Source organism: Euzebya tangerina, assembly GCF_003074135.1.
GTDB lineage: Bacteria > Actinomycetota > Nitriliruptoria > Euzebyales > Euzebyaceae > Euzebya > Euzebya tangerina.
Genome location: NZ_PPDK01000004.1, coordinates 136,398 through 147,190, shown reverse-complemented (window position 1 = coordinate 147,190; position 10,793 = coordinate 136,398). Strand labels below are relative to the sequence as shown.

Here is a 10,793-nt window from a genome sequence, read left to right as displayed (position 1 = left end):
CGCGACTGCGTCGGCGCCCGCGACTGCGTCGGCGTCTGCCGCCCCCTCGTCTGCCGCCCCCTCGTCTGCCGCCTCCTCGTCTGCCGCCTCCTCGTCCATCGCGAGATCCTGGCCGGTGGCGGCCGACTCGTCCCCGGAGGCCGGCTCTTCCTCGTCCATCGCCTCCTCGTCCTCCTCCATCGCTTCGTCCTGGACGCCGTCCTCGTCCCCGGCTTCCTCGTCCGCGGCCGACTCGCCCCCGGTGTCCTCCTCCACGTAGGCGTCGAGGCCTCTGCCTTCCTCAGACGTGCCGTCACCGGCGGTCGTGTCGGCACCCTCGCCGCCGTCATCGGCGGCGGTGCACGCGGTCAGGACCAGCAGGGTGGCAAGAACAGCGGCGAGCAAGCGGATGGTCATGGCGTCTCCTCAGGTGTGGTGTCCGTGGCCTGGGTAGACGCCACTACTGCGGTAGGAGTTGCACTCGACCCACAATTCCTCGCTGGCCGATGTCTTGGCCGACAACGCAAACGCCGCACCCCGAGGCGTGGGGTGCGGCGCAGCCAGCCGAGGCAGCGGAGAGGGCTACGGGCTGATGGACCAGGCGTTGATGGTGCCGGTGTCGCCAGCGAAGACGTCATCCACTCGGAGCGTCCAGGTGCCTCCTGCGGACACCGATGACGCGTTGACGGTCCAGGTCTGGACCACGTCGTCAGCGCCGTCCGAGCCCGAGGGAGACTTCAGCACCGCTGACGAGCCGTTCGGTGCGACGATCGTGACGCGCAGGTCGCCGCGGTAGGAGTGGGAGATGTCGACCGACACCTCGGTCGTCGCGGAGGCGTTGCCGCTGGCGCTCACCTCGATCGGTGCCTCCGCCGTGCCCTGATCCGGGATGGCCAACGGTCCCGTGAAGGTGTTGTCAGCCGCCGGGGGGTCGGTCGGCTCCGTCGGCGGGTCCGTTGGTGCCGGTCCGCCGCCACCGCCGACCGCAGCCAGCGCATCAGGAGAATCCAGGATTCCGGAACCACAGCCGCTGCACGAGCCCGGGAAGGCCCGCGTGGTCGAGACGATGGCATCGGCCACCTCGTCGGGCGTGAGCCCCGCGTCGGCGCCGATCAGCAGCGCGGCGACACCGGCAACGTGGGGCGTGGCCATCGAGGTGCCCTGATAGGCGGCGTAGGTCGGTCCCTGCGGTGTGGTGGCGCCGCTGTCGATGGTGGAGAGCACGCCGCCACCCGAGCCACCACCGGGAGCAGCGAGTTCGACGAGCGACCCGAAGTTGGAGAAGAAGGACCGCTCGCCGGCACGGTTGGTCGACGCGACCGTGATCACGCCGTCGCAGTTGGCCGGGTTGAACCCGCTCGCATCTGACGAGGAGTTGCCGGCGGCAACGACGACCGTCGCGCCCAGCGATCGCGCCTGGTCGATCGCCGACTGGGTGGTGCTGCCACAACTGCCGCCCCCACCGAGGCTCATGTTGATCACATCAGCAGGGTTGGGGTTGGCCGGCAGGCCGGTCACCGAGCCGCCGGCCGACCAGACGATGGCGGCGGCGATGTCGGAGGTGAAGCCACCGCAGCGACCCAGTGCCCGGGCGACGACGATGTCGGCGTCGGGGGCGACACCCTGACCGCCCTCGCCATTGCCCTGGACCGCGGCGACGGTGCCGGCCACGTGCGAGCCGTGCCACGAGGAGTCGCTGACCCGGCACTGGGACGCGTCGGAGTTCCAGTCGCCCTCGTCGCTGAAGTCGTCGTCCCGACCGTTGCCGTCGCGTGAGATGAAGGTGTCGCTGATGAAGTCGTAGCCGCCGACGACCTGGCTGTTGAGGTCGGGATGGCTCACGATGCCGGTGTCGATGACGGAGACGGTGGCGCCGGCTCCGGTGCTGACGGCCAGCGCGTCGTCCAGACCGATCCCACCCGTCGGCTCGTTGTAGTGCCACTGCTCGTCGGTCCGCGGGTCGGACTGCTGCGTGGTCAGCACCTGGTCGATCTCGACGTAGGCCACGGCTGGGTCGGCCTCGAGGTCGGCGGCGTAGGCGTCGACCTGCTCGGGCGTGAGCCGCCGGTCGAGCTGGACGACGGCCGCGTCCCCGGCGGTGCGCGTCACGATCTCGGCCTCGGCCTGGACGATGTCAGCGGCGTCGTCGGCTTGGGTTTGGGCCATCGCGGTGTCCAGGCGCTCCTCGGCACCGTCGACGTAGCCGACGATCAGTCGGGTGTCGAGGGAGGACACGGTGGCGGTGGCCTGCTCGGTCACAGCGTCGTGGGCCTGGAGGTCGCCACGGTCCGGTTGTGCGACGGCTGGCAGTGCGAAGAGGGCGGGCAGCAGGAGCGCGGCCAGGATCACCGGCCAGGCACGCCGCCCGTCGAGTCGATTCGGAGTGGGCATGTTCGTCCCTTCGTGTCTGACCTCGGCGCAGGCGTCAGACGCCGCCCGGTCGGGGCGGGAGACCATCGGATGGCCGAGGTCTGTCGGTTCTTACGGCGGACTCACCCTTCGGAGACGGCGAGCGCGAGCTGGTTGAACGTCGGTTGACCGGTCCGGCTCGGCGTGGCTGGACCGTCGCTCGAATCCCCGTAGACGTGAGCTGTGACGGACCGTAGGGGAGTGATGACCACACCGTCAAGAGGCCCTCATCGTCCGGCCGTCCGTGCTGGCCTCTGTCGGCCGGTCGGTATGGTCAGAGGTCGGCCAATCGTGGCTTTGGGTGCGCTCGATTCTCTGCCGTGCCGGACCAGTGGCTACCCTTCGGTAACCGACTTCCACGCCCACCCATCGATCACGAGGTAACCCACCGTGCGAATCATCTGTCCGGTCAAGCGTGTGCCCGACACCGCTGCCGAGAAAAAGGTCAATGACGATCTGACCGTCGACCGCGACTCCGTCGAGGCGATCCTGAACGCCAACGACGAGTGGTCCATCGAAGAGGCCATGCGGCTCAAGGAGTCGCGCGACGACGTGGAGATCGTGGCCCTGTGCATGGGCCCCGAGTCCGCCCAGCAGACGGTCCGCAAGGCCCTGTCCTACGGCCTCGACGCCGCGATCCAGGTGACCGACAGCGCGATCGAGGGCTCTGACGCCACGGCCACCGCCCGGGTGCTGGCCGCCGCGCTCGCCGACGAGGAGTGGGACCTCATCATCATGGGCAACCAGTCCTCCGACGCCCGCTCGATGCTGGTCCCGGCCATGCTCGCGGAGTACCTCGACGTCCCGGCACTGACCTACGCCAAGCGGCTCGCCGTCGGCGACGACGGCTCGGTCGAGGCCGACCGGGAGACCGCGGGCGGCCACGAGACCGTCACGACGCAGCTGCCCGCGGTGGTCAGTGTCGTCGAAGCCATCAACGAGCCGCGCTACCCCTCGTTCAAGGGAATCATGGCGGCCAAGAAGAAGCCGCTCGACACCCGTGACCTGGCTGCCATCGGCCTGTCACCGGAGGAGGCCGGCCACGCGGGGTCCTCGACCACCGTCCTCGAGGCGACACCCAAGCCGCCGAAGGAAGCCGGCGACAAGGTCGAAGACGACGGAACGGGACAGGTCGGCGCCAAGGCGCTGGTCGACTTCCTCGTCGAGAAGAAGTTCATCTAACTAGCCGGGAGCAATTCGATGACTGACATCCTCGTACTGGTCGAGCACGAAGACGGGACCCCGAAGAAGGTCTCCAACCAGATCCTGACCGCCGCCAAGCAGATCGGTGACGGCAGCGTCGCCGCGGCCATCTTCGGCGCCGGAGCCGCCGCCGCTGCGGACAAGGTCGGCGAGTTCGGTGCCACGACCGCCTATGTGTGGGAGGGCGCGGAGGCCGACGAGTACGCCACCGAACCGAAGGTCGCCGCGCTGGTCGCGGCCATCGAGGCCTCGGGTGCCGACGCGGTGCTCTACGCCGCCGACCCGTTCGTCACCGACGTCGTCGCCCGCTGTGCCGTCCGCACCGGCAGCGGCGTGGTGGCCGATGCGGTGGACCTCGAGCTCGACGGCGACCGGATCGTGGCGTCCAAGGCCATCTTCGGCGGTGACATGAACTCCATGTGCCAGGTCACCGGCGACGGCGCGCAGTTCATCGGCGTCAAGCCGAACAGCTTCCAGGCCGAGAGTGCCGGCGGTGGGGCGGCCGAGGTCGTGGAGCTGTCGGTCGACCTCCCGGAGTCGGCCACCCGGGCCAAGATCACCGATGTCGTCGAGGCGGCCGCCAGCGGTCGACCGGAGATGACGGAGGCCGCCATCATCGTCTCCGGCGGCCGTGGACTCGGTGAGGAGGAGGGCTTCGAGCTGATCGGCGAGCTGGCCGATGCGCTCGGTGGCGCCGTCGGAGCCTCCCGCGCGGCCACCGACGCCGGCTGGATCGCCCACTCCCACCAGATCGGGCAGACCGGCAAGACGGTCTCGCCGCAGCTGTACCTGGCCAACGGCATCTCCGGGGCCATCCAGCACCGAGCCGGCATGCAGACAGCCCAGACCATCGCCGTGATCAACAAGGACGCCGAGGCCCCGATCTTCTCCATCGCCGACATCGGCATCGTCGGTGACCTGTACAAGGTCATCCCGCCGCTGGTCGAGGAGATCAACAAGCGCAAGGGCTGACCGCCCGCAACACCGGTTCGACGCCCCCGTCCACGCGGTCGGGGGCGTTTGCGTTCCACGGACCCCGACCGTCGGAAGCTTGATGGAGCGAACTACCATCTCGCCCGATGTCGTCCCGCCCCTGGTACCAGCGTCGTCCGGCCGAGCTGCGCCGCGAGCAGCTGGCCGTGCTGAACACCTGGCTCCGCCGGGAGGTGCGGCCCTTCAACCCGTTCTGGGCCGGACGTCTGCAGGGCGTCGGGGTCAAGCTGACCTCGGTCGACCAGCTGAACACCATGATGGTTGCCACCGAGGCGGCGCTGGCCGGCGCCGGTGGTCCCGGCAACCCGGCGTTGCTGCTCAGTCCCACCGAGGACCAGTTCAAGCGCCACACCACCCGGTCCGAGCTGGTTGCCGCGGCGCGGGAAGCGGCCGGGGGCGGTCGCGACGGCCGCAGGAACGCGATCTGGTACCGGTACAAGCCCGTCCACATCCACGAGGCGGGTGTGGCCCGGTTGGTGGCCATCGCCTACACGCGCGCCGACCTGGACCGGCTGCACCTGGCCGGGGCCCGCCTTGCGGAGGTGATGGGGTGGGGCGCTGAGGACTCGCTGCTCAATTTGGTCCCGGCGGGGCCGTCGGTGCGCTACTGGGGGCTGTACCACGCGGCCCTGGCCACCCGCATGTCGGCGCTGCACCCACGAGTCGGGACCGAGCCGGTGGCCGGTGCAGCCCGGCGGGGTATGGCGGTTCTGCCGGCGTCCGTCCTGGCCGTCCCGACGGCGGAGGCGGAGGAGGCACTCGAGGTGCTCGCGGCCGGCTCGCGCCTGCCGAACCTCCGGCTGGTCGTTCCGGTGGGACAGCCGCCAGCGGCCGCTCTGCGGACGCGGCTGGCGGAGCTCGGTGCTCGGGTGGCCGGTCGGGAGGTCCGGGTGCAGGCCGCCTGGGCGCCCGAGATCTCGCGTGTCCTGTACGGCGAGGCACCGGTCGCAACCGGGGATCCGCCCGATGCGACGTATGGGTTCCTGACCTATCCGGACCTGGAGCTGGTCAGCGTCCGGGACCCCGGGCACCTGACGAATCGGGACGAGGGGCAGGCCGGCGAGTTGGTGGTCACCTCGTTGGGTTGGCGGGGGACGGTCGTGATCCGGGCTGCGACGGGCTCATGGGTCGGCGGGATGGAGCACGCCGGTGTCCACCCGGTGACGAAGGCGACAGTGCCCCGGATCGCCCCGGCGGCGGTGGATGGCGCCTGGCAGCCGCGGGTGTCGCTCGGGGGTCGATCGCGCCGGGTGGACCTGCGTGGCGCCGCCCGGGTGGTCCGTCGCGCTCGTGAGCGGTGGATCACGCAGGGCGTCGAGCTCGCCGACTGGTCCCTCCGGGTGGTGGACAGCAAGTTGGTCCTGGCCCTGGCGTTCGGCGCGGCTCACCGCGGGGAGGATTCGGCTCTCGGTGAGGAGGGATCGGGTCCTGGTGGGGAGCCGATGCGTCCCGGAGACGTCGAGGTGGCCCGGCTCGTCCGCGACCTGGGCGACACCGTCGGTGCCGAGCCCGAGGTGTGGTTCAACACCCGTCGTGCTGCGGCCCGCCCTCAGGTGGGGGATGCCGGAGTTGCCTGAGGTGCGCTGACCAGACGCCGCTACGGTCGAGGAGGTGAAGAGCCAGGACGAGATCATCTACCTCGACCACGCCGCCACCTCGCCGGTGGCCCCGGAGGTCACCGAGGTCATGCTGCCGTGGCTCCGCGCCGGGTCCGTCGGCAACGCCTCCTCCCTCCACAGCCTGGGTCGTCGGGCCCGGGCCGCCGTGGAGGACGCGCGTGACCAGGTGGCGGCCGCACTCGGGATCACCCCCCTCGAGGTCCTGTTCACCTCGGGAGGGACCGAGGCCGACAACCAGGCGATCAAGGGCCTGGTATGGGCGGCACGCGAGGCGGGACGGGGTACCGCCATCGTCACCTCCGCCATCGAACACCCCGCGGTGTTGGAGGCCTGCGAGTGGCTCCGGGACGTCGAGGGTCACCGGCTGGACATCGTCGGGGTCGGTACGGACGGTCGGGTCGACCCGGAGGAGATGCTGGAGGCCGTCGGGCCCGACACGGCGGTGGTCAGTCTGATGACGGCGAACAACGAGCTGGGCACGGTCCAACCGGTCGATCTCATCGGCCCGGCCCTGGCCGAGCGCGGCGTGTCGTTCCACTCCGACACCGTTCAGGCCTTCGGGAAGATCCCGCTCGACCTGCACGGCTGGGGGATCACGGCCGCGGCACTGTCAGCCCACAAGTTCAACGGTCCGACCGGCGTCGGCGTGATGACCCTGCGGCGTGACGTCGATCCGCATCCGGTCCTCCACGGCGGCCGCCAGGAGCGGGGCGTCCGGTCCGGGACGCTGAACGTGGCCGGGATCGTGGGCCTCGGCGCGGCCGCCGAACTGGCCCGTGGACGGCTGGCCGACGAGGGCATCCGGCTGACCACCCTCCGCGACCGGCTGATCGAGGCGCTGACGACCCTGGACGGGGTGACCCTCAACGGGCACCCGACCGAGCGCCTGCCCAACAACGTCCACGTCGCCGTCACCGGCGCGGATGCCGAGGCGACCTTGCTGGCGCTGGACCGGGCGGGGATCGCCTGCTCGACCGGCTCGGCCTGCCAGTCGGGCGCCGCGCAGCGCAGTCACGTGCTGGACGCCGTCGAGGCGGCGACCGACGCCGCCCACCTGCGCTTCTCACTCGGCCTCGGCACGACGGAGGCACACATCGACCGATGTGTTGCGGAGCTCACCCGCCTGCTGGTTCCGGCGACAGCAGGGGCCATATGACCGTCGAGCTCCCGGACGACTTCGACCTCGAGGCGCTGCTCAATCGTGCGATCCCGGCCCGACTGGCCACTGCCGGACCGGTGATCCGCCCCATCTGGTTCATCTGGGAGGCAGGCAGCTTCTGGTGGCTCACCGGTGACTGGTCGTCGCTGACCGAGGCGCTCCAGCAGGACCCCGAGGTGTGTCTCGTGGTCGACACCTGCGATCTGCTCAGCGGGGAGATCCTGACGGTCACCGCGTGGGGCCGGGCCGAGGTCGTCGACTTCGACCGGGATCGGGCCCAGCGAAAGCTGTCGCGCTACCTGGGAGCGGACCCGGACAGCTGGCCGGACCGCTTCGCGGCGGCGCTCCGTCGCGAGGCCGGGGAGCAGTTCGTCCGATTGACGCCTCGAACCCTCCGGGCACGCGACCTCTCCTTCGAGAGAGAGTGACCGGAGGGTTGTTCGCAGTTGATGGTCGCTGATAGCGGGCGGTGAGCTACGCGGCTCGATCAGGCCGCATGACCAGAGCGCCGATCCCAAGGGCCACCGCAACCCATGCGAGCACGAGGACGCGGATCGGGCTCCCGCCCTCAGGGGTGAAGAGCGCGGGCAGCTGCAGGATGAGCAGCGCAGCGGCGACCGCCATCCCAAGCAGCAGCAGCGCGAACAGGGTCACGGAGGAGGACGATGATGAGGACACGGTGACTCCCTAGTTGAAGCAGCTGGCCACGGCGCTGATGGATGCCCCTCCGATGGTAGTGAATCCTGCGATGCAGGCGGCACAGACAGCGGCAGTTGGTGGGGTGACGGCCGTCGAGCAGGCCCCGGAGCAGAAGAAGGCAAGAACACCTGCGAAGGCCACCGAGACGCCCAGCACCGCTGCCAAGCACTGCGCCGTGCTCTGCGACGCCTGAGCACCCAACGTGGACGCCGTGGGCTCCTCGACCTCCTGGTGGAGCAGGTCGTTGCTGGCGAAGGGGATGCCGGTGTCCTCATCAACCACGAGCTGTCCGTCCACATAGGACTGGACCTCGAAGGTGTCGGCGGCCGACTGGCTGACCAGGGCTTCGGCGTACTGGACGATCTCGTTGTTGGTGTCGAGTACGACGGTGATGTTGCTCAGCACACTGAGGTCGCCGCCGACGGGGTAGGTCACGGACGTGAACGCCTCGCCCGCGGTGTCGATGCGATACACCTTGACGCTCTCGGCAGCGACCAGGTCGGAGGGTGTCTGCAGGATGATCTCACCGGCGCCGATCGCCTGCTGCACGACTGCGGCTGCCGCACGTGCCGCAGGCCCGTCGAGTTGTGTCAGGTCGGCACTACCCCGCTTCGTCGAGGCAGCGGCGCGTGCGCGTTCGCACTGCTCGGCAGCGTCGACCTCAACGGCCGCGGCGGGATCCTGCGCCATCGCGGACGGCGCGGCTGCGGCGGGCGTCGGCGCGACCAGGACCAGGGCGGCGACGAGGGCCAACGTGAGCATGAGGGTGGCAGTGGACGTAGCTCTGTGCGTCATCTCGCGGATCTCCTTACGAATGATCGGGCGTTCGGATACAGTCCGAATGGTCCGCGAATGACTAGTTACTGTCGACAGGGGTGGCCAGCAACTTTCAGTGGTGGTGCTGACACCACCAGGGTCTAGGGGATACGGGATGGAACCGATTGGCGTTGTGGTCATGCAGGGCGAGTTCTTGCTGGCCGAGGGTCTGCGGACCGTGCTGGCCGAAGCTGACGACGTCGTCTTGCGTGGGGAGGCGGGTTCGTTACAAGAGGCGGAGCAGTTGGTCAGGCGGCATGGCCCCGACGTGATCGTCCTCGACGTCGACGGTGTCGGCCCCGACTCGGCTGCCACCTTCTCGGCGTGCGATCTGGGCGCCCCGGACTCCTCGATCGGCATCGTCGTCCTGGCACAGGGGCACGACCCCGAGTCCGTCTTCGGCTTCCTCAGTGGCGGGGCTGGAGGCAAGGCCTACGTCCTGCGCGATCATCTCCAGAGCGGCGAGGACTTGCTCAGGACCGTTCGGGAGGTCCACGAAGGCCGGTCCGTCCTCGGTCCGCGCGTGCTCGACGCCATGATCCAAGCGCGCCATCGACGGCGCGCCGCGACGCTCGCCGGCCTCACGCCGCGAGAGGCCGAGGTCCTCGCTCACATGGCCACCGGACGAGACAACTCGGCCATCGCCGACGGGCTCGTCGTGTCCGAGCGCACCGTGGAGAAGCACTGCAACGCCATCTTCGGCAAGTTGGGTTTGCGCGATGTCGAGCATCTGAATCGACGCGTGGCCGCTGTCCTGGCCTACCTCGCCCACAGCACCAATTGAGCGTGGCCGGTAGCGTCGCCGTGATGGCTCGGATCATGGTGGCGATGTCAGGTGGGGTGGACTCATCCATGGCCGCTGCGCTCCTCGTCGAGGAGGGGCACGACGTCACGGGTGTGCACCTCAAGATGGCTGACACGCCTTCCGGTCTGCCCGGCAAGGGCTGCTGCACCCTGGATGACGCGCGGGATGCCCGTCGCGTGGCAGACCTCCTCGGCATCCCCTTCTACGTGTGGGACTTCGCCGCCACGTTCCAGGAGCGTGTGGTCGACGACTTCGTCACCACCTACGCGGCTGGCCGGACGCCCAACCCCTGCGTCCGGTGCAACGAGCGGGTGAAGTACACCGCGCTGATGGAGCGAGCCCTTGCCGCCGGCTTCGACCAGCTGGCGACCGGGCATCACGTCCGGCTGATCCGGGGCGAGGACGGGATGGTCCACCTGATGCGTCCGGCCGACCCCGGCAAGGACCAGACCTACGTGCTGTACATGGCAACGCAGAAGCAGCTGCGGCACTCCGCCTTCCCCGTGGGCGCGATCGTCAAGGCGGATCTCCGCGCAATGGCGGCCGACCGGGGCCTGATCACCGCCACCAAGCCCGACAGCCACGACATCTGCTTCATCCCCTCCGGCGACACGGCTGGCTTCCTCTCGGCCCGACTCGGATCGCGGGCGGGGGAGGTCGTCGACCACGACGGCACCGTCCTCGGCGAGCACGAGGGGGCCTACCGGTTCACCATCGGCCAGCGCAAGGGCCTGGGGATCAGCGGGTTGGACCAGCCACGCTTCGTGACCGGCATCTCGGGCTCCACCGTGACCGTCGGCCGGCGGGAGGATCTCGCCGTGGAGTTGGTCCAGGTCGAGGGGGTCACGTGGACGCAGGGGCGGTGGCCCGACGCCGAGGCGCACCTCACAGCACAGGTCCGGTACCACGGAAACCCGCTACCGGTGCGGCTGGACCAGACCTCCCAGCGCGGGCTCGAGGTTACGTTCACCGGCGACCGTCCCTCGGGGGTGGCCCCCGGCCAGGCGCTGGCGGTCTACGAGGGCGACGAGTGCTTGGGGGGCGGCACGATCGCGGCGACGTCGCCCTGAGGTGACATGGTGCACGATGGCAGGACGGCGTTTCACCCCGC

Annotated in this window: 10 protein-coding genes and 1 pseudogene; 7 read left to right on the top strand and 4 right to left on the bottom strand. The window is 69.9% G+C overall.

Going from position 1 to position 10,793, the window contains the following annotated elements:
• A pseudogene (locus tag C1746_RS21280) lies at positions 1 to 396 on the bottom strand (hypothetical protein); the annotation flags it as partial.
• 165 nt (positions 397 to 561) lie between these two features.
• On the bottom strand, positions 562 to 2,370 hold the full coding sequence (locus C1746_RS21275) for a S8 family serine peptidase (RefSeq protein WP_116716807.1): 1,809 nt from the start codon (positions 2,368 to 2,370) through the stop codon (positions 562 to 564).
• Between the two features lie 408 nt (positions 2,371 to 2,778).
• Between C1746_RS21275 and C1746_RS21270 the strand changes: the two genes are divergently transcribed.
• The 5 genes from C1746_RS21270 (at position 2,779) to C1746_RS21250 (ending at position 7,790) form a co-directional block, all read left to right on the top strand.
• A complete protein-coding gene (locus C1746_RS21270; protein WP_116716796.1) occupies positions 2,779 to 3,570 on the top strand; it encodes an electron transfer flavoprotein subunit beta/FixA family protein in 792 nt (263 codons plus the stop codon).
• 18 nt (positions 3,571 to 3,588) lie between these two features.
• Positions 3,589 to 4,563: an electron transfer flavoprotein subunit alpha/FixB family protein gene (locus tag C1746_RS21265; protein WP_116716795.1), complete on the top strand. Its 975-nt coding sequence runs from the start codon at positions 3,589 to 3,591 to the stop codon at positions 4,561 to 4,563.
• A gap of 107 nt (positions 4,564 to 4,670) precedes the next feature.
• Positions 4,671 to 6,161, top strand: coding sequence for a hypothetical protein (locus tag C1746_RS21260; protein ID WP_116716794.1), 1,491 nt, complete (start codon positions 4,671 to 4,673; stop codon positions 6,159 to 6,161).
• 34 nt (positions 6,162 to 6,195) lie between these two features.
• Positions 6,196 to 7,359, top strand: coding sequence for a cysteine desulfurase family protein (locus C1746_RS21255; RefSeq protein ID WP_205712040.1), 1,164 nt, complete (start codon positions 6,196 to 6,198; stop codon positions 7,357 to 7,359).
• Positions 7,356 to 7,790 (top strand): pyridoxamine 5'-phosphate oxidase family protein, encoded by a 435-nt coding sequence (locus C1746_RS21250; protein ID WP_116716793.1) that lies wholly within the window; start codon positions 7,356 to 7,358, stop codon positions 7,788 to 7,790. The genes C1746_RS21255 and C1746_RS21250 overlap by 4 nt, the downstream gene beginning before the upstream one ends.
• A 46-nt stretch (positions 7,791 to 7,836) precedes the next feature.
• On the opposite strand, the gene C1746_RS21245 is transcribed toward C1746_RS21250, so the two are convergent.
• Together C1746_RS21245 and C1746_RS21240 are read right to left on the bottom strand one after the other, a co-directional pair.
• Complete coding sequence (locus C1746_RS21245) at positions 7,837 to 8,040, bottom strand: hypothetical protein (RefSeq protein WP_162868062.1); 204 nt, start codon at positions 8,038 to 8,040, stop codon at positions 7,837 to 7,839.
• A 9-nt stretch (positions 8,041 to 8,049) separates the two neighbouring features.
• A complete protein-coding gene (locus C1746_RS21240) occupies positions 8,050 to 8,856 on the bottom strand; it encodes a hypothetical protein (protein ID WP_162868061.1) in 807 nt (268 codons plus the stop codon).
• A 136-nt stretch (positions 8,857 to 8,992) separates the two neighbouring features.
• On the opposite strand from C1746_RS21240, the gene C1746_RS21235 reads away from it, so the two are divergent.
• Entirely contained in the window at positions 8,993 to 9,661 is a 669-nt protein-coding gene (locus C1746_RS21235) for a LuxR C-terminal-related transcriptional regulator (RefSeq protein ID WP_116716790.1), read from the top strand.
• A gap of 23 nt (positions 9,662 to 9,684) precedes the next feature.
• Positions 9,685 to 10,752 carry a tRNA 2-thiouridine(34) synthase MnmA gene (gene mnmA, locus C1746_RS21230; RefSeq protein WP_116716805.1) on the top strand — a complete coding sequence of 356 codons (1,068 nt, stop codon included), beginning with the start codon at positions 9,685 to 9,687 and terminating at the stop codon, positions 10,750 to 10,752.
• The last annotated feature ends 41 nt before the right edge of the window (positions 10,753 to 10,793 follow it).

Excerpts from the sequence above, each read along its gene's own strand:
- C1746_RS21275 (WP_116716807.1), bottom strand. The coding sequence starts at position 2,370 with ATGCCCACTCCGAATCGACTCGACGGGCGGCGTGCCTGGCCGGTGATC.
- C1746_RS21265 (WP_116716795.1), top strand. The coding sequence starts at position 3,589 with ATGACTGACATCCTCGTACTGGTCGAGCACGAAGACGGGACCCCGAAG.
- C1746_RS21260 (WP_116716794.1), top strand. The coding sequence starts at position 4,671 with ATGTCGTCCCGCCCCTGGTACCAGCGTCGTCCGGCCGAGCTGCGCCGC.
- C1746_RS21250 (WP_116716793.1), top strand. The coding sequence starts at position 7,356 with ATGACCGTCGAGCTCCCGGACGACTTCGACCTCGAGGCGCTGCTCAAT.
- C1746_RS21240 (WP_162868061.1), bottom strand. The coding sequence starts at position 8,856 with ATGACGCACAGAGCTACGTCCACTGCCACCCTCATGCTCACGTTGGCC.
- C1746_RS21235 (WP_116716790.1), top strand. The coding sequence starts at position 8,993 with ATGGAACCGATTGGCGTTGTGGTCATGCAGGGCGAGTTCTTGCTGGCC.
- mnmA (WP_116716805.1), top strand. The coding sequence starts at position 9,685 with ATGGCTCGGATCATGGTGGCGATGTCAGGTGGGGTGGACTCATCCATG.